General features: G+C 66.3%; 12 protein-coding genes. 10 read left to right on the top strand and 2 right to left on the bottom strand.

Annotation, left to right across the window (positions count from 1 at the left end; translation table 11 throughout):
* Positions 1 to 18: 18 nt before the first annotated feature.
* Positions 19 to 1,212 carry a DUF1624 domain-containing protein gene (locus ACFJI2_RS29035; protein ID WP_377702952.1) on the top strand — a complete coding sequence of 398 codons (1,194 nt, stop codon included), beginning with the start codon at positions 19 to 21 and terminating at the stop codon, positions 1,210 to 1,212.
* A gap of 53 nt (positions 1,213 to 1,265) precedes the next feature.
* Here ACFJI2_RS29035 and ACFJI2_RS29030 read toward each other — a convergent pair whose 3' ends face one another.
* Both ACFJI2_RS29030 and ACFJI2_RS29025 read right to left on the bottom strand, forming a co-directional pair.
* Positions 1,266 to 2,870 carry a DUF5597 domain-containing protein gene (locus tag ACFJI2_RS29030; protein WP_377702951.1) on the bottom strand — a complete coding sequence of 535 codons (1,605 nt, stop codon included), beginning with the start codon at positions 2,868 to 2,870 and terminating at the stop codon, positions 1,266 to 1,268.
* A 64-nt stretch (positions 2,871 to 2,934) separates the two neighbouring features.
* Positions 2,935 to 6,039 carry a TonB-dependent receptor gene (locus ACFJI2_RS29025; RefSeq protein WP_377702950.1) on the bottom strand — a complete coding sequence of 1,035 codons (3,105 nt, stop codon included), beginning with the start codon at positions 6,037 to 6,039 and terminating at the stop codon, positions 2,935 to 2,937.
* Between the two features lie 344 nt (positions 6,040 to 6,383).
* Between ACFJI2_RS29025 and ACFJI2_RS29020 the strand changes: the two genes are divergently transcribed.
* From ACFJI2_RS29020 to ACFJI2_RS28980, 9 genes are all read left to right on the top strand, one after another.
* Positions 6,384 to 7,652, top strand: a complete 1,269-nt coding sequence (locus ACFJI2_RS29020) for an efflux RND transporter periplasmic adaptor subunit (RefSeq protein ID WP_377702949.1) — start codon at positions 6,384 to 6,386, stop codon at positions 7,650 to 7,652.
* 20 nt (positions 7,653 to 7,672) lie between these two features.
* Positions 7,673 to 8,368, top strand: coding sequence for an ABC transporter ATP-binding protein (locus ACFJI2_RS29015; RefSeq protein WP_056392531.1), 696 nt, complete (start codon positions 7,673 to 7,675; stop codon positions 8,366 to 8,368).
* Between the two features lie 11 nt (positions 8,369 to 8,379).
* The gene (locus ACFJI2_RS29010; RefSeq protein ID WP_377702948.1) at positions 8,380 to 9,693 is read left to right on the top strand and encodes an ABC transporter permease; all 1,314 of its coding nucleotides are present in this window, start codon (positions 8,380 to 8,382) and stop codon (positions 9,691 to 9,693) included.
* Between the two features lie 8 nt (positions 9,694 to 9,701).
* Positions 9,702 to 10,937, top strand: coding sequence for an ABC transporter permease (locus tag ACFJI2_RS29005; protein WP_377702947.1), 1,236 nt, complete (start codon positions 9,702 to 9,704; stop codon positions 10,935 to 10,937).
* Between the two features lie 130 nt (positions 10,938 to 11,067).
* Positions 11,068 to 12,420 carry a sigma-54-dependent transcriptional regulator gene (locus tag ACFJI2_RS29000; protein WP_377702946.1) on the top strand — a complete coding sequence of 451 codons (1,353 nt, stop codon included), beginning with the start codon at positions 11,068 to 11,070 and terminating at the stop codon, positions 12,418 to 12,420.
* A gap of 13 nt (positions 12,421 to 12,433) precedes the next feature.
* Positions 12,434 to 13,777: a sensor histidine kinase gene (locus tag ACFJI2_RS28995; RefSeq protein WP_377702945.1), complete on the top strand. Its 1,344-nt coding sequence runs from the start codon at positions 12,434 to 12,436 to the stop codon at positions 13,775 to 13,777.
* 119 nt (positions 13,778 to 13,896) lie between these two features.
* Positions 13,897 to 14,424 (top strand): FxDxF family PEP-CTERM protein, encoded by a 528-nt coding sequence (locus ACFJI2_RS28990; protein WP_377702944.1) that lies wholly within the window; start codon positions 13,897 to 13,899, stop codon positions 14,422 to 14,424.
* A 43-nt stretch (positions 14,425 to 14,467) separates the two neighbouring features.
* Positions 14,468 to 15,238 carry a spermidine synthase gene (locus ACFJI2_RS28985; RefSeq protein WP_377702943.1) on the top strand — a complete coding sequence of 257 codons (771 nt, stop codon included), beginning with the start codon at positions 14,468 to 14,470 and terminating at the stop codon, positions 15,236 to 15,238.
* A 204-nt stretch (positions 15,239 to 15,442) separates the two neighbouring features.
* The gene (locus ACFJI2_RS28980) at positions 15,443 to 17,890 is read left to right on the top strand and encodes a TonB-dependent receptor plug domain-containing protein (RefSeq protein WP_377702942.1); all 2,448 of its coding nucleotides are present in this window, start codon (positions 15,443 to 15,445) and stop codon (positions 17,888 to 17,890) included.
* Positions 17,891 to 18,025: the final 135 nt, after the last annotated feature.

Genomic DNA, 18,025 nt, shown 5'->3' with positions numbered 1-18,025 from the left:
TGCGCGCACCGCCGCCCCATGACCGCGACCACCACCACTGCCACCGCCCGGCTCACCGCCATCGACATGCTGCGCGGGGTGGTAGTGGTGCTGATGGCGCTGGACCACACGCGCGATTTTTTCGGTCCGACAGGGTTCGCGCCGGAAGACCTGGCGGCCACCACGCCGGCCTGGTACTGGACCCGCTGGATCACCCATTTGTGCGCCACCGTGTTCGTGCTGCTGGCCGGCACCTCGGCCTGGCTGCGCGGGGCAAGAAGTGCCGGCAGCGATGCGGCCGGACCCGGGCGGCCGGCGCTGCGCGCGCTGTCGCGCCACCTGGCCACGCGCGGCCTGCTGCTGGTGCTGCTGGAAGTGACATGGATTAATTTCAGCTGGCAGTTCGGCTACAACCTCATCGTGCTCCAGGTGATCTGGGCGCTCGGCATGGGCATGCTGCTGCTGGCCGTCCTGGTGTGGCTGCCGCGCTGGGCAGTCGCGTCGGTGGCGGCGCTGCTGATCTGCGGGCACAACACGCTGGACGCCTGGCGGCCCGGCGGCCTGGCCTGGCAGGCCCTGCACCAGGGCGGCTACCACCCGCTGAGCGAAACCTTCGGCATCCTGGTCGTCTATCCGCTGCTGCCCTGGCTGGGGCTGATGGCGGCCGGCTACGCGATCGGACCGTGGTTCGGCGCCGGGGTTCCCGCCCGCCAGCGCCAGCGCCGCCTGCTGGGCGCGGCCGGCGGGCTGCTGCTGGCCTTTCTGCTGCTGCGCGCCGCCAATGTGTACGGCGATCCCGAGCCCTGGTCGGCCCAGGGGCGCGGCTGGATGTTCGACCTGATGGCCTTCGTGCACGTGCACAAATACCCGCCGTCGCTGCAATACCTGCTGGTGACGGGCAGCATCGGCCTGGCGCTGCTGGCAGCGTTCGAACGCGTGCGGCCGGTTGGCTGGGTGCAGCTGTTCGGCCGCACGCCGCTGTTCTTCTATACCGTGCATGTGGCCCTGATCCACTTGCTGGGTAACATCTACTTCCACTGGCGTTTCGGCGCCGCGCCCGAATTCAACGGCCCCGTGCCCCGCATCCCCGCCGGGTACCAGCCCTCGCTGGCGGTGGTCTACGTGGCTTGGCTGTGCATGCTGCTGCTCATGTACGGCCTCACCCTGCTCTGGCTGCGGCGGCGCCGTGCGCCGCCCCAGATCAGGAATCGGATCGCCCCACCCGGCGCGTGAACTGCTCCGGAACGCCTGAAGCCCGTCATCCGCAGCGTCATCGCCGCCCGCGCTTAGCGGAATTTGTACAGCTTGACCTTCTGCGCGGACCAGCGCTCGCCGTCGAGGCGGATGTGGCGGCCCTGGTGGGTCTGGTCGCCGTTCATCCAGCGCTCTTCCTGCCACACGCCGTCCTTGAAATGGCCTTCGGTGGCCTTCTCGATGGCCACCGTGGCGCCGTCCGGATCGCGGAAGGTGACGGTGAGGCCTTTGCCCGCGACGACGAATTCATCGTCGCCGGTCTGCACCACCAGCCCGCCGCGCGCCTCGAATTCCAAGCTCTCGGTCTTGCCCCACTGGTTGGCCAGGCTCACCTCAAGCTGGTAGCCGCCCAGCGCGACCTTGGCCGGCGCGGGATCGACCACGCCGTCGTAGGACACGCTGGCCTTGAAGCCGCGCATCACGCCCCGGCCCTGCGCCTGCATGATCAGTGGCGTCATTTGCCTGAGCAGCGCATAGGCGCCGCGCAGCGGATCGTTGGGCGCGCGCTCGATGTCCTCGATGCCGAAAGGCGAATAGCCGATGGCGTCCAGCTCGCCGATCGAGAAGAAGGCGTTGGCGCCCAGTTCCGGACGGCCGATGCGGTTGCCCTCGGGGACGAACAGCGGATTGTCCGGGCGCTTGAACTGGCGCGCCCACTCGGTGAAGTTGGCGAAGTAAGTGTCGATGGCCAGGATGTCGACCGCCGGCGCGGCCGCCTTCCAGATATCGAACAGGTGCGGCAGCGGTCCCGCGCTCGGGTATTCGCCGGGCTTCTTGCCGGGCCGGTTCAGCGCCACGTTGACGAACATCGGCAAGCCATACGCGGCCTTGCCGGCCGCTGCCAGCTCGCTGGTGAAGGCGGCGTAGTACCAGGCCTGGAAGACTTCCTGCGCCTCGATGGTGTCGCCGAACACTTCGCCCCAGCTGCCCGCGCTGCGGCCGCCGTGGCTCTCCCACAGCTTGCGCACCATCGGGTGCAGGGTGGCGCGGTTGGCGGCCAGGTAGGCGGTCAGCTGCGCCGGCACCGGGCCGGCAAAGGCCGCGTTGGCCGGCGCGCTGTAGTCGCGCACGTCCGGCAACATGCCGATTTCGTTTTCGACCTGCACCATCAGCACGGTGCGCTGCGGGTCGGTTTGCTTCAGGTGCGCCATCATGGCCGCAAAGGCTGCCGCGTCGGCCTTCAGCGTGGCCGCGCTGAACGGCGACAGGATGTCCTGCGCCTCGCCGGCGCGGTTGCGCGCGCGCGGAAAGCGCTGCTGGTCGCGCTTGACGAAGGCCGGCATATAGGTTGACATGGAGTTCTTCCAGGCGCCGAACCACAGCAGGATCAGCCGGCTGTTGCTGGCGCGCGCCTGTTTCAGCATGCCATCCAGCACGGTGAAATCGAAGCGGCCTTCCTGCGGTTCCACCTGGTCCCATTGCACCGGAGCCAGCACGGTATTGACGCCTGCCTCTTGCAGCGGTTTCCACAGTTTTTGAAGCGAAGGAAGATAGGAGGCGGAGGAGTTGTGCAACTCGCCGCCAAGTACCAGGAAGGGTTGGTTGTCGACGATGAGCTGCACGGCCGTGCCCTGCTTGCGCAAATGCGGCACGGGTGCATCGCTGGCCGCGGCCATGGCGGGCGATGCGAGGAGCATCGCCGCCAGGGTTGCAGCAGGCCGCCATCGCTTCGGGAAGCGAGGGTTCATGCGGCCCTTTCGCTTAGAACTTCATGCGCAGGCCGACTGCGAAGGTGCGGCCTGGATCGTACTGCGACATGGTGGCGTTCGGGAACTGGAAGTAGCCGCGGCGCTTGGCCTTGTTCAGGTTCACGATGTCGAAGGTCAGCGATGGCAGGCCTTCGCGGTCGAACACCTGGTCCAGCTCGATGGCCGACGAGAAGTCCCACTGCTTGTACGTGTCGCCGAACAGCGCCGCTGCGGTGATGCCGCTCTGGTTCGCCGTCGCCACCTGGCTGCCCTGCGAGTAGGTGTGCATGAAGCGCGCCATGTAGCCGTGGTTCTCGTAGTACACGCTGAAGTTGTTGGTCTTCTTCGGCACGCCCAGGGCGATGAAGCCGTTGGAGCCTTCGCCGCTGGCCTTCTGGTTGATCAGGGTCAGCGTCTCGTTAAAGCCGAAGCCCTTGATCGGCAGTATCTTATCCAGCGGCTGCACCCAGCCCAGTTCCAGGCCGCGGATGCGCAGGATGCCGTCGGCGTTGCGTGGACGGGTCATCACCACTTGCGCCACGTCCGGGCCGCCGCGCGAATCGATCGCCTGCTGCTGCGTCGGGATCAGCGTGCCGTAGTTGATGCCGTACTGCGCCAGCGCGCTGAACGGCATGCTGATGTTTTCTTGCACCGTGAAGCCGTTCACGCGCTTCTGGAAGCCGGTCAGCGAGACATAGCCTTCGCGGCCGGTGTACCAGTCGAGGCCCAGGTCGATGTTATCCGACAGGTAAGGCTTCAGGGCCGGGTTGCCCATGGTGCCCGTATCGGCCGACACGCCGGAGAAGTTGATGCCCGGACGCAGTGCGTTCGGATCGACGCGGGTCATGCTGCGCGACGCGGCGGCACGGAACACGATGTCCTTGCGCAGGTCGACGGCGATGGTACCGGACGGCAGCGTGTTGCTGTAGTCGGTATCCTGGTACACCCACGAGCTGATGTTCGGATACTTGCTGCCGTTCAGCGGCAGGTTGGCATTGCGCGGATCGGACTGCGAGTTGAGCGCGCCCACCTGCTGGTTGGTGCGCACGTAGCGGACGCCCACGTTCCAGCGCGTGTTGAAGCCGGCCGGCGCCAGTTCGCCGCTCGCCTCCATGTACACGGCCTTGGTCTTCTCGCGGATGTAGCCGGCGCTGGCGCCGGTGGACGACGCGCCCGAATCCGGCGCCGTGCTGTTGTAGTAGTCGTAGTTCGAATCCTTGCGGAAGCGATCCCAGTCCAGCGCCAGGTTGCCGTACGGGCCGGGCACCAGGTAGCCCGGCAGCGCGGCGTTGGTGATCAGCGAACCCTGGTAGGTCAGCGGCGCGGTCTGGCCCGCGGTGTAGCCGGTGCCGTAGCCCGGATACAGCGCGGCGGCGCTGGCGCCCGGCGTGCTGGCGCCGTTGCATGGCGGCGCGCCGTTCGGGCCTTGCAGGAACACGGTCGGGTTGTTGCCGCAGACGGCAGCCTGCCACGCAGCGGAGTTGTCCTGCGCGCGGATAGTGCGGTCGATGTCATCCCAGGCGAAGCCGCCCTTGATGGTCAGCTTCTTGTCGCCCCATGCCAGGTTGGTGTGGAAGCCCTTGGTCTCGGTTTCGCGCAGCTCGTTCTGGATGTTGACGCGGCCGCCGGTCCACTGGTAGTTGGCCGGGTTGCTCAGGTCCAGGCTGGAGGTGATGGTCGGCACGCCGCCGCTGTTGGCGTAGGTGACGGTGTTGCCGCTGTTTGGCGCGGTGATCGGCATGACCGTCGGCGCTTCGTGCGTGAAGCGGCTGCGGTTGTAGTTACCTGCCACGTCCAGCGCCAGCGTCGGCGTGATCTTCCATTCCGCACCCGGGTTGATGCCCAGCAGGTCCACCTTGTCGTGGCGCGGGCCGAACTCGATGAAGTTCAGCGCATTGGCGAAGGTGCCGGAAGTGACGGTGCAGCCGTTGGCGCAATCGGTCTTATCGACCTGCATGTTCAGCGGGATGCCGGCATTGTTGCGCACTGCCCAGGTGTAGGCGTTGCGCTGCATGTCGTCGTCCTTCTTGCTGTACATGGTGTCGACGTAGAAGTGCAGGTTCTCGGTCGGACGGTATTCGCCCGACAGCACCGCCGAGATCTTGTCCTTGGTGCCGTAGTATTCCATGGTGCGGCCCAGGCGCGGGATGATCGCGTTGTCGATCTGCTGGATGGTCAGGCCCGGATTGTGGGCCAGCAGGAAGGCCTGGTCGATCGGCGCGCCCGTCACCAGGCCGTTGCCGGCGCCGGCCGGCACGGTGGCCGGGATGGTCCAGTTGCCGCCGCCGGTGTTGTTGCGGGTCGGCGAGCTGCTTTGCGCTGCGGTCAGGTTGGGGTTGGTCCAGCCGACGGTTTCAAAGCCGGTGGTGCGCGCTTCCTGGCGCGAGAACGAAATGCCGCCCAGGATACCGTACTTGCCGTCCCAGGTATTCGACCAGATGGCCGTGCCGCGGCCGCCCGCCTTGTCGGCGATCTGCTGCTTGGTGCCGGTCAGGCTGATGGAGGTCTGGCGGCCTTCCTTGTCGAACGGGCGCGCGCTGCGCAGGTTGACCACGCCGGCGGCGCCGCCTTCGATCTGGCCTGCGGTCGGGCTCTTGCTGACGGTGAGCTTGGTGAACAGGTCGGTCGGCAGCAGGTCGAGGTCGACCTCGCGGTTGGTGTTGGCGCCGTCGATCGGGCCGGACGAGGCCACCGCCACCGGCGAATTGTTCAGCAGGATTTTGGTGAACGAGGAACCCAGGCCGCGGATCTGGATCGTCATGCCCTCGCCCGTCACGTCGCGGCTCACGCCCACGCCCGGCACGCGGGCCAGCGATTCGGCGATGTTCTTGTCGGGGAATTTACCGAGGTCTTCGGCGTTGATGGAATCCTGGAAACCGACGGATTCCTTTTTGTCCTTGGCCGAGGAGATCAAGCTGTTGCGGAAACCCGTCACTTTCACGGTTTGCAGCGCTGCTCCGCTGTCCTGTACCGGCTCGGCAGCTGCCGCTACCGGCGCGGCCGGCGCCGTGGCCGCCTCCTGTGCATATGCCTGTGCAATGACGCTGGCCATTACCGTCAGACCCAATACCACCTGCTTGCGCGCCTGGGCGGCGTGCCTTCCGTGCTGCTTGATCATCTTCGTCTCCTGGTGTTTTTTGATGCTGCTTTTATCAGTGTAGGAGCGTTTTGTCGGGCTTGTCAACATTTTCTAACATCGAATGTTATGCGCAACCATTTTGTGTTTCCTGCGCGGATACAGTGCGTTACAGCCGATACGAATCAGCATCATGGTGGCTGGAAACGACGTTATGTTTAACGCAAACATCTGCACGCGGGCAGCCTGTCCGCCCCGGACAGGCACGGACAGGCGGACAGCGGACAGAAGCTGTCCAGCCCTTCCAAATCAAACACTTAGCGGCGTAAGCAAGGCTGGCATGGTTTCTGCATTGACGTGCTTACATTTTTCATAAGCATACGACCATGATACGAGACACCTCCCACCAAGACACCGTCATCGCGCCGCCGCCGGGCCGGAACCTGAAGCGCAAGCTGGTCGCGCTGGCGGTGGCCGTGGCGGTGGTGGCAGGCGGCGCCGCGCTGTACGGCAACTGGGCCGGCAGCAGCCATTCGGTGAGCGCGGCGCGGCTGCGCATCGCCGACGTCACGCGCGGCACCCTGATACGCGACGCCGCCGTCAACGGCCGCATCGTGGCGGCGGTCAGCCCCACGCTGTACTCCACCTCCCCGTCCACCGTCACGCTCAAGACGCACGCCGGCGACACCGTGAAGAAAGGCGACGTGCTGGCCATCCTGGAATCGCCCGACCTCACCGACGAACTGAAACGCGAGCAGGCCACCTACCAGGAACTGGCGGCCGAAGTGGCGCGCCAGCAGATCCTGGCGCGCAAGCAGAAGATGCTGGCCAAGCGCGACGCCGACACCGCCGAGATCGACCGCCTGTCCGCGCAGCGCACGCTGGAACGCTACGACAGCGTGTCCAATGAGGGCGTGGTGGCCAAGATCGACTACCAGAAGGCCAAGGACGCCTTGCAGGCGGCCGAGATCCGCGCCCGCCACGCGGCGCAGGCGGCGGACCTGGAAAACGACAACGTGATGCTGGAACTGAAGACCAAGTCGGCCCAGCTGGAACGCCAGAAGCTGAACCTGGCCAACGCCCAGCGCAAGGTGGACGAGCTGACCGTGCGCGCGCCGGTGGACGGCTTTATCGGCACCCTGTCGGTGCCGAACCGCAGCGTGGTGCCGGCCAACGCGCCCTTGATGACGCTGGTGGACCTGTCGGCGCTGGAAGTGGAAGTGGAAGTGCCGGAGACCTATGTGGCCGACCTGGGCCTGGGCATGAGCGCCGAGATCCAGGTGGGCGGAGGCAAGGCCATGGGCAAGCTGTCGGCGCTGTCGCCGGAAGTGGTGAAGAACCAGGTGCTGGCGCGCGTGCGCTTCGACGGCAAGCAGCCGGAAGGCCTGCGCCAGAGCCAGCGCGTGAGCGCGCGCCTGCTGATCGACGAAAAACCGAACGTGCTGATGCTGCCGCGCGGCTCCTTCGTGGAGTCCGAGGGCGGCCGCTACGCCTACGTGCTGCGCGACGGCGTGGCCGTGCGCACGCCGATCAAGCTGGGCGCGACCAGCGTGACGGCGGTGGAAATTCTGAGTGGACTGAAACAGGGCGACAAGGTGGTGGTCGCCGGCACCGAAACCTTCGAGAACGCCGACCGCGTCTCGATCAACCAATAATATTTTTTAAGAGGCCATCCATGCTGCGCATGCAAAACCTGAGCAAAGTCTACCGCACCCACATGATCGAAACCCACGCGCTGCGCGGCTTCGAGATCAACGTCAAGCAGGGCGAATTCGTCACCGTGACCGGCCCGTCCGGCTCCGGCAAGACCAGCTTCCTGAACATCGCCGGCCTGCTGGAAGAGTTCACCGACGGCGAATACATCCTGGACGGCACCAACGTCAAGGGCCTGGACGACAACGCCCGCTCGCGCCTGCGCAACGAAAAGCTGGGCTTCATCTTCCAGGGCTTCAACCTGATTCCCGACCTGTCGCTGTTCGACAACGTGGACGTGCCGCTGCGCTACCGCGGCTTCAACGCCGCCGAGCGCAAGGAGCGCATCGAGGACGCGCTGTCCAAGGTGGGCCTGGCCTCGCGCATGCGCCACTACCCGGCCGAACTGTCCGGCGGCCAGCAGCAGCGCGTGGCCATCGCGCGCGCGCTGGCCGGCTCGCCCAAGCTGCTGCTGGCCGACGAACCGACCGGCAACCTGGACACCGCCATGGCGCGCGGCGTGATGGAGCTGCTGGAGGAAATCAATGCGCAGGGCACCACCATCCTGATGGTGACGCACGATCCCGAACTGGCGGTCCGTTCGCAGCGCAACGTGCACATCATCGACGGCCAGGTGTCGGACCTGGTGCGCAAGGCGCCAACCCTGGTGCAGGCATAAGGAGCGCGCCCATGTTCTCCTACTACTTCCTGCTCGGCGTGCGCAGCCTGCGGCGCAACCCGGCGCTGACCGCGCTGATGGTGCTCACGCTGGCCGTGGGCGTGGCCGCTAGCATCGCCACGCTGACCATCCTGCACGTGATGTCCGGCGACCCGATCCCGTCCAAGAGCGACCGCCTGTTCGTGCCGCTGCTGGACAACGGCCCGCTGCAAGGCTACACCCCCGGCGACAAGCCGAACGACCGCCAGCTGTCCTACATCGACGCGGCCAACATCGTCGCCAGCAAGCAGGGCGACCGCCGCACCGTGATGTACGGCGTGGCCGGTCCCATCGAACCGGCGCGCAAGGACCTGAACGTGTTCAACGTCAGCGGCCTGGCGCCGACGCGCGACTTCTTCGCCATGTTCGAAGTGCCCTTCCTGTACGGCCAGGCCTGGAGCGAAGCGCACGACGCGGCCGGCGCCGACGTGGTGGTGCTGAGCCGCAAGCTGTCCGAAAAGCTGTACGGCGACGCCGATCCGGTGGGCCAGCGCGTGACGCTGATGGGCTTTGAGTACCAGATCACCGGCGTGTACGACACCTGGAACCCGGTGCCGCGCTACGTGCGCATCATCGGCGGCCCGGGCGCCTTCGGCAGCGAGGACGAGTTCTACATCCCGTTCGCCGCCGCCATCCGCCACCAGTACGGCCACAACGGCAGCATGAGCTGCAGCGCCTACCGCGACCCGGGCTTCGACGCGCTGCTCAAGTCCGAATGCACCTGGCTGCAGGGCTGGATCGAAATGCACTCGGCCGCCGACCGCCCCGCGCTGCAGAACTGGCTGGACGCCTACGCCGCCGAGCAGCACAAGCTGGGCCGGCTGAAGCGCAACGCGCCCACCCACCTGTACAACGTGGGCGAGTGGCTGGAATTCCTCAAGGTGGTGGGCAACGACAACAAGCTGTCGGCCTGGCTGGCCTTCGGTTTCCTGGTGCTGTGCCTGGTGAACACCATCGGCCTGCTGCTGGCCAAGTTCTCGGTGCGCGCGCCGGAAGTGGGCATCCGCCGCGCGCTGGGCGCCTCGCGCAAGGAAATCTTCAGCCAGTTCCTGATCGAGACCACGGTGGTCGGCCTGGCCGGCGGCATCCTCGGCCTGCTGCTGGCCTTCGGCGCGCTGGCCCTGATCGCCATGCAGTCCAAGCAGCTCACCGTCGTGGCGCACATGGACTGGTTCATGATGGGCGCGACCTTCCTGATGGCGGTGGCCTCGGCCGTGCTGGCCGGCCTGCTGCCGACCTGGCGCGCCTGCCAGGTGACGCCTGCCCTGCAACTTAAATCCCAGTGAGGACAACCATGGAAATCCGTCCCATCTTTTCCGCGCTGATGCGCAACAAGACCGGCCCCATCCTGGTGGCGGTGCAGGTGGCGCTCAGCCTGGCCATCCTGGCCAACGCGCTGCACATCGTGAACATCCGCCAGGCGGTGGCCGCGCGGCCGACCGGCGTGGCGGCCGAGAACGACATCTTCCACCTGCAGGTGCGCAGCCTGCGCGAGAGCGGCCACGAGGAACAGCTGGCCATACAAAAGGCGCAGGCGGCCACCTTGCGCGCGGTGCCGGGCGTGCTGTCGGTGGCCGACGTGAACCAGGTGCCGCTGTCGCGCTCGGGCAGCTACAACAGCTTCGTCGTCAGCCAGAAGCAGGACAAGGAAACGGCCAACACGGCCTACTACATCTCGCCGGATTCGCTGGTGAAGACCTGGGGCCTGAAACTGGTCGAAGGCCGCGACTTCAATGACGCCGACGTGATGGAGATCGACCAGAACACCAGCAAGGAACAGCCCATCATCATCATCATCAGCAAGGCGCTGGGCGAAAAAGCGTGGCCGGACGCGACCAGCTACGTGGGCAAGACCATCTACATGGGCATCGGCCCCGAGGGCCGGCCGGCGCGCATCGTGGGCGTGGTCGAGCGCCTGCAGTCGCCCGGAGGCCAGGTGGACGCGAGCGGCGAAATCACCAGCATCGTGCCGGTGCGCCTGACCGGCGACAACTACTCCATGTACACGGTGCGCGCCGAGCCGGGCCAGCGCGAGCGCGTGATGAAGGAAGCCGAGGAAGCGCTGCGCAAGGCGGGCAACAACCAGGTGGTGGTCAAGTCCAAGACGCTGGAAGGCGACCGCAAGGACCGCTACCGCGCCGACGTCGGCCTGTCGTGGATGCTGATCACGGTGAGCGCGCTGCTGCTGCTGATCACCGCCAGCGGCATCGTCGGCATGGCCAGCCTGTGGGTGACGCAGCGCCGCAAGCAGATCGGCGTGCGGCGCGCGCTCGGTGCGCGGCGTGTGGACATCCTGCGCTACTTCATCACCGAGAACATCCTCATCACCAGCGTGGGCGTGACGGCCGGCGTGCTGCTGGCGCTGGGCCTGAACCAGCTGCTGGTAAGCAAGCTGGAAATGGCACGCCTGCCGGCCGGCTACATGCTGGCGGGCGCCGGCGTGTTCTGGGCGCTGGGCATCATCGCCGTCTACGGCCCAGCCTGGCGCGCGGCCTCCATCTCCCCCGCCCTGGCCACCCGCAGCGCCTAACCGCCACTGGTCGCCACGGGCAGCGCGATCAGCCGCGCGCCGCCGCAAGCAGCCTGAGCCGCATTCGGGGTCTGACCCCGAATGCGGCTCAGCTCGCCTATTGCGCCGGTTTTTGCGCTATGCTGGCGGGATGCCTACTGTCCTGATAATCGACGATAACGCCGCCATCGCCGTGGCGCTTGAAGTGCTGTTTTCGCTGCACGACATCGACGCGCTGCGCGCCGCGTCGCCCGAGGAGGGCCTGGCGCTGCTGGAGCAGCGCAGCGCCAGCATCGACCTGGTGATCCAGGACATGAATTTCACCGCCGACACCACGTCCGGCGAGGAGGGCGTGGCGCTGTTCCGCGCCATCCGCTCGCGCCACCCGGACTTGCCGGTGATCCTGCTGACCGCCTGGACTCACCTGGACGCGGCGGTGGACCTGATCAAGGCCGGCGCGGCCGACTACCTGGCCAAGCCCTGGGACGATAACCGCCTGATCGCCACCGTCACCAATCTGATCGAGCTGGGCCAGGCCAACCGCGCCTTGTCGCAGCGCATGCAGAGCGAACTGCGCCAGCGGCGCGACCTGGAAAAGCACGAGCTGCGCGGCATGGTGTGGCAGGACCCGGCCACCGAGCGCGTGATCCACCTGGCCGTGCAAGTGGCCAGGTCGGACGTGCCGGTGCTGATCAGCGGCCCGAACGGCGCGGGCAAGGAGCGCATCGCCGAGATCATCCAGGCCAATTCGGCGGTGCGCGACGGCCCTTTCGTGGTGCTCAATTGCGGCGCCCTGCCGGCCGAGCTGATCGAGGCGGAGCTGTTCGGCGCGGACGCCGGCGCCTACACCGGCGCGTCCAAGGCGCGCGAGGGCAAGTTCGAGGCGGCTGACGGCGGCACCCTGTTCCTCGACGAGATCGGCAACCTGCCGCTGGCCGGGCAGATGAAGCTGCTGCGCGTGCTGGAGACCGGGCGCTTCGAGCGGCTGGGCTCGAACCGCGAGCGGCAGGTGCGGGTGCGCGTCATCAGCGCCACCAATGCCGACCTGCAAGCGATGATACGGGCCGGGACCTTCCGCGAAGACTTGTTCTACCGCCTGAACGTGATCGAGCTGCACCTGCCGCCGCTGGCGGGCCGCCCGGCCGACATCCTGCCGCTGGCCCTGCACTTCCTGGGCGGTCGCAAGACGCTGGACGCGCGCGCGCAGGCGGTGCTGCAGGCGCACGCCTGGCCGGGCAATGTGCGCGAGCTGAAGAACGTGATGCAGCGCGCCTGCCTGCTGGCCAGCGGCGAAGTCATCACGGCGGCCGACCTCGGCCTGCCGGCCGCCGCGCTGGCGCCGTCGCTGTTCGCCGCCGCCGCGGACGCCGAGCCGGACCGCGCGGCGATCGCGCAGGCGCTGCAGCGCGCGCACGGCGTGGTGGCGCAGGCCGCCGCCGAGCTGGGCCTGTCGCGCCAGGCGCTGTACCGCCGCATGGAGCGGCTCGGCATCGCGCGCGCATGATGGGCGCCGCGGCATGAGCGGCCGGCGCGACCTCGGCATCCGCCTGTCCTTGCTGACGCGCTGGTCGGCGCTGGTCGGCACCCTGCTCACCCTGGGCATCGTGATCGCGCTGGCGCTCACGCGGCTGCTGCCGGACCAGCCCACGCTGGTGGTGGGCATCTGCCTGCTGGCCGTGATCCCGATCGCCATCATCACCATCCGCGCGCAGCTGGAACACATGCTGTCGCTGTTCCGCGCGCTCACCGGCACCGTCACCAGCTACAAGGACGGCGACTTTTCCTTCAGCCTGCACTGGCCGCAGAACGACGAGCTGAGCGACCTGGTGGGCGCGCACAACGAACTGGGCCATGTGCTGCGCGAACAGCGCCTGGGCCTGGTGCAGCGCGAGCTGCTGCTCGACACCATGGTGCAGAACACGCCGGTGGCCATGCTGCTGGTGAGCGACGGCGGCCCCATCGTGTATGCCAACATCGCCGCGCGGCAGTTGCTGCACCAGGGCCGCCGCCTTGAAGGTCACCGCCTGGACGCCATCCTGGAACACGCCGCGCCGGCGCTGGTGGAGGCCATGGCACGCGGCGGCGACGGCCTGTTTACCACCGGCGAGGCGGAAGACGAGGAGGTCTACCACCTGGCCCGGCGCAGCTTCAACCTGAACGGCCGCAAGCACGAGCTGCTGCTGCTGCGCCAGCTGACGCTGGAGCTGCGACGGCAGGAAGTGCAGACCTGGAAGAAGGTAATCCGTGTCATCAGCCACGAGCTGAACAATTCGCTCGCGCCGCTGACTTCGCTGGCCCACTCGGGCGCCGAGCTGGTGCGGCGCGGCCAGACCGAGCGCCTGCCGCAAATCCTTGCCACCATCGAGGAACGCACGCGCCACCTGGAAACCTTCATCCTCGGCTACGCCCGCTTCGCCAAGCTGCCCACGCCGCGCCTGGAAGAGCACCACTGGCCGGCCTTCATTGCCCAGCTCAAGGACCAGGTGGACTTCACGCTGGCCGGCGAGCCGCCGCCAGAGGCGGCCTGCTTCGACGGCGCGCAAATGGAACAGGCGCTGATGAACCTGCTGAAGAACGCGCACGAATCCGGCTCCCCGCCGGACGGCGTCAGCCTGGAAGTGCGGCGCGTGCAGGGCATCATCCGCATCGAGGTGCAGGACCGCGGCCCGGGCATGAGCGACGCCGTGCTGGCCAACGCGCTGGTGCCCTTCTACTCCACCAAGCGCAGCGGCACCGGCCTCGGCCTGGCCCTGGCGCGCGAGATCGCCGAAGCCCACGGCGGCCGCATCACGCTGGCCAACCGCGACGGCGGCGGCCTGACGGTGACGCTGATCCTGCCGCTGCAAGCGAGCTGTACATGATATGGCTCAGCTATTTTGTTTAACTTTTAATTAACAATAATTATTGGATAATATTGCAGTTTCATCTAACTTGAACTCAGCTGCTGCCCTGTCACTGCTGACTTCAACGGAGATCCGACATGAAACTGCTCAACTACCTGGCTGCCGCCGCGCTGGCCGCCGCCTGCGGCCACGCCGCTGCTGAAGACCTGACCAAGCTGGTCACGCTGACCGGGGCGCCGCCGCTGCAAACGGCCGGCTATTCGATGACGCACCTGCTGTCGGGCGATTTCACCGATACCATCACCTTCACGCCGACCGTCGGCTCGTCCTTCGTGGACGCCAGCCTGATCACCATCGGCCTGGACGCCACCAACATCGACTTTCACAGCATTATGCTGGGCAGCACGCCGATGACCATCACCACCGACGGCGGCGGCCTGGTGGAAGCGGCCGCCACCTATCACAGCAGCATGGCCGGCCTGCTGGAAATCACGGTATGGGGCACGGCCGGCGGCGGCGGCCCGGCCGGCACGCCGATCAACGCGGTGTATTCCGGCACGCTGAACGTGCTGGCGGTGCCGGAACCCGCCACCTATGGCATGCTGCTCGGCGGCCTGGGCGTGCTGGGCTGGCTGGCGCGGCGGCGGAGCGCCCAGGCGGGGTAAGGGCATAACAGCGTGGCGGCACGGCGGCTGGTAAACTAGGCGGATGAAATCGCTTCCCATTGCCGCCCGCTACAACCAGCCCGGCCACCCGCCGGCCACCATCACCGAATTCCAGGGCGTGCGCTCGCTGCACCTGGGCACCTCCTGGGTGCAGGGCGCCATGCGCATCGCCAAGCCCGACGCCATCGAACTGGAATACGTGCAGATGATGATGATGTGGATGCTGTTCCACGACCAGCCGCGCCACATCGTGCAGCTGGGCCTGGGCAGCGCCGCGCTGACGAAATTCTGCTACCAGCGCTTCCCGGACGCGAACGTGACCGCCGTGGAGCTGAACCCCAACGTGATCGCGATCTGCCAGGCGCTGTTCGGCCTACCGCCCAACGACGGCCGCCTGAACGTGGTGGAGATGAATGCGCTCGACTTCGTCATGGACCCGGCCAACCACGGCAGCGTGGACATCCTGCAGGTGGACCTGTACGACGAGGAGGCGCGCGGCCCGGTGCTGGACACGCCGGAGTTCTACCAGGCCTGCTACGACTGCCTGGGCGAGAACGGCATCATGACCACCAATGTGTTCGGCGAGTTCAGCAACTACGACAAGAACCTGCAGGCCATGGAACTGGTGTTCGACGCGGTGGTGTGGCTGCCCGAGGTGCACGACGCCAATATCGTCGTCATCGCCTTCAAGCATGCGCCGCAAATCGATTTCAGCGTGCTGTACGAGCGCGCGGGCGCCATCAAGAACCGGCTGAATTTGCGGGCCAAGGCGTGGGTGGACGGGCTCAAGGGGTGGATGCTGGATCAGCAATAAACGGCATTAATCAGCGTCCAAAGGACAACAATACGATATTACTCGGAAGAAATCACGCAAATAAATAAAGATTATTCGTTTTTACAACAAATGCACCGAAAGAATGCGTTAACTCTTGGTCCACTCAATCGTGCGCGTTAGTATTTTCGCACCGCCGGGGTACAAGCCCGCCGCGTCACTATAACGAGAGAGAATGGACTTTACATGAAGATAGCAGCACGCCAGGCTTCGCCTATCCGTTTCAAACGCACCTTGCTTGCCAGCGCCGTCCTGCTGGCCGCCTCCCAGGCTTACGCACAGACCGCACAGACCGCGCCGGCCGGCGAAGAACAGACCGTGGTCGTGCTGGGTTCGCGCTCGACCGCCAAGACCGCGCTGGACACCTCGTCGCCGGTCGGCCTGATCAACATGAAGGACATGCAGTCTGCCGGTCCGCTGGAGCTGGGCAAGCTGCTGCAAACGCTGGACCCGTCGTTCAACTTTTCCACCACCTTCATCAGCGACGGCACCGACATTATTCGTCCGGCCACGCTGCGCTCGCTCGGCCCTGACCAGCTGCTGGTGCTGGTAAACGGCAAGCGCCGCCACCAGCAGGCGCTGGTGAACGTGCAGCAGACCATCGGACGCGGCTCGGCCGGTACCGACATCAACGCCATTCCGCTGTCGGCCATCCACCACATCGAAGTGCTGCGCGACGGCGCCGCCGCCCAATACGGCTCGGACGCCATCGCCGGCGTGATCAACATCGTGCTGAAGTCAAACGTGAACGAGACCGCCGTGAGCGGCCAGATCGGCACCACCAAGGAAGGCGACGGCGACATGATGTCCGGCAGCGTGAACCGCGGCTGGGCGCTGGGCGAGAACGGCGGCTTCATCAACCTGTCGCTGGAAGGACGCAAGCGCGACGAAACCAACCGCGCCGGCGTCGATTCGCTGCGCGTGAACCCGCCGCGCGTGACCCAGCGCATCGGCGACAGCGACGCCAAGGACGCCTACCTGTGGTGGAACGCGGCCCTGCCGATCGACAAGTCGAGCGAGTTCTACGCCTTCGGCGGCTTCTCCAAGCGCAAGGGCGATTCGTCCGGCTTCTACCGCTCCAAGGGCGACGGCCGCAATGTGCCGTCGGTGTACCCGGAAGGCTTCCTGCCCAACATCCGCACCACCGTGAAGGACGGCTCCTACGCCTTCGGCTACCGCCGCGACCTGGCCAACGACTGGAAGGCCGACGTGAGCATCAACCACGGCATGAGCGAGCTGGACTTCCACGAGAAGGAAACCATCAACATCTCCTACTGGTTCGAGCCGAAACCGGGCGGCGGCATCTATGCACAGTCGCCGTTCGAGGCCGACACCGGCAAGCTGAAATTCAACCAGACCACCTTCAATGCCGACGTCAAGGGTCCGGTCAAGCTGGGCGGCGCCGAGATCTTCGTGGCCACCGGCTTTGAATACCGCCAGGACAACTACGAGATCGTCGCCGGCGATCCAGTGTCCTACCAGTACGGCCGCACCAACAACCCGGCCATCGTGATCAAGGACCAGAACGGCGGCGTGGCCGCATCGGGCACCCAAGGCTTCCCCGGCTACACCCCGGCCACCGCCGTGGACGAGGGCCGCCACAACATCGCCCTGTTCCTGGATACCGAATACCGTCCGTTCAAGGAACTGCTGCTGGCCGGCGCGGTGCGCTACGAGAAGTACTCGGACTTCGGCAACACCACCACCGGCAAGTTCAGCGCGCGCTGGGACCCGACCAAGGAATTCGGCCTGCGCGGCAGCGTGTCGTCCGGCTTCCGCGCTCCTGGCGTGCAGCAGAAGTTCTACAGCTCCGTGTCGACCAACCTGAACTCGGCCGGCCAGCTGACCGAAACGCTGACCGCACGCGAAGGCAGCGCCGTCACCACCGCGCTGGGCATCAAGCCGCTCAAGGAAGAAACCTCGCGCAACGCCTCCTTCGGCATGGTGCTGCGTCCGGCCAAGAACATGTCGCTGACGGCGGACGTGTACCAGATCAAGATCAAGGACCGCATTGTGTTCTCGAGCGAGATCTCGCCTGAAGCGAACGGCGGCCCGATCGCCAACGTGCTGAACCCGCTGAAAGTGGGCCAGGCACAGTTCTTCACCAACGCGGTGGACACCAAGACGCGCGGCCTGGACATCGTCGCCGACCACACCACCAAGTTCGATGCGTCCACCCTGGTGCTGTCCGGACAGCTGGGCTTCAACAAGACCGAAGTGACCAAGCGCCACTCGCCGTCTAGCCTGCTGAGCGGCGAACAGCTGTTCAACCAGGCGCAGGTGACGCTGATCGAACGCGGCCAGCCGCGCAAGCACCATGTGGTGGCGGCCGACTACACGCTGGGCCAGTGGAACGTGAATACCCGCGCCAACTACTACGGCGAAGTGCAGGGCGAAGGCTTCAGCCCACTGCAGACCTGGGATGCGAAGTGGATCGTGGACGCGAGCGGCCGCTACAACTTCAGCAAGCGCACCAGCGTGTCCGTGGGCGTGAACAACCTGTTCGACACCTACCCGTCCGAGTGGACCAACGGCGGCGACTTCCCGAAACTGGGCTTCAAGTACTGCTGGGAGACCTGCCCATTCGGCGTGAACGGCCGTTCCATGTACGTGAAGTTCGACACGGTGTTCTAATCCCCGCAGCAAGCGCCTGAAAAAGGGCGGCATGTGTATATTGGTGAGACTTCTCGCCACCCGCAGCAAGTACACTGCCGCCCCGCTCACACCTTTCAGGACGCACCATGCAACCCATTCCAGTACGAGGGCACG

It is taken from the genome of Pseudoduganella sp. UC29_71 (genome assembly GCF_042693265.1).
Lineage (GTDB): Bacteria > Pseudomonadota > Gammaproteobacteria > Burkholderiales > Burkholderiaceae_D > Rugamonas.
This window is presented reverse-complemented; position numbering and strand designations above follow the sequence as displayed.

Bases quoted from the DNA above. Each gene is read 5' to 3' on its own strand.
- ACFJI2_RS28985 (WP_377702943.1), top strand. From the start codon at position 14,468: ATGAAATCGCTTCCCATTGCCGCCCGCTACAACCAGCCCGGCCACCCG.
- ACFJI2_RS29000 (WP_377702946.1), top strand. From the start codon at position 11,068: ATGCCTACTGTCCTGATAATCGACGATAACGCCGCCATCGCCGTGGCG.
- ACFJI2_RS29005 (WP_377702947.1), top strand. From the start codon at position 9,702: ATGGAAATCCGTCCCATCTTTTCCGCGCTGATGCGCAACAAGACCGGC.
- ACFJI2_RS29010 (WP_377702948.1), top strand. From the start codon at position 8,380: ATGTTCTCCTACTACTTCCTGCTCGGCGTGCGCAGCCTGCGGCGCAAC.
- ACFJI2_RS29030 (WP_377702951.1), bottom strand. From the start codon at position 2,870: ATGCTCCTCGCATCGCCCGCCATGGCCGCGGCCAGCGATGCACCCGTG.
- ACFJI2_RS29035 (WP_377702952.1), top strand. From the start codon at position 19: ATGACCGCGACCACCACCACTGCCACCGCCCGGCTCACCGCCATCGAC.
- ACFJI2_RS28980 (WP_377702942.1), top strand. From the start codon at position 15,443: ATGAAGATAGCAGCACGCCAGGCTTCGCCTATCCGTTTCAAACGCACC.
- ACFJI2_RS28990 (WP_377702944.1), top strand. From the start codon at position 13,897: ATGAAACTGCTCAACTACCTGGCTGCCGCCGCGCTGGCCGCCGCCTGC.
- ACFJI2_RS28995 (WP_377702945.1), top strand. From the start codon at position 12,434: ATGAGCGGCCGGCGCGACCTCGGCATCCGCCTGTCCTTGCTGACGCGC.
- ACFJI2_RS29025 (WP_377702950.1), bottom strand. From the start codon at position 6,039: ATGATCAAGCAGCACGGAAGGCACGCCGCCCAGGCGCGCAAGCAGGTG.
- ACFJI2_RS29015 (WP_056392531.1), top strand. From the start codon at position 7,673: ATGCTGCGCATGCAAAACCTGAGCAAAGTCTACCGCACCCACATGATC.
- ACFJI2_RS29020 (WP_377702949.1), top strand. From the start codon at position 6,384: ATGATACGAGACACCTCCCACCAAGACACCGTCATCGCGCCGCCGCCG.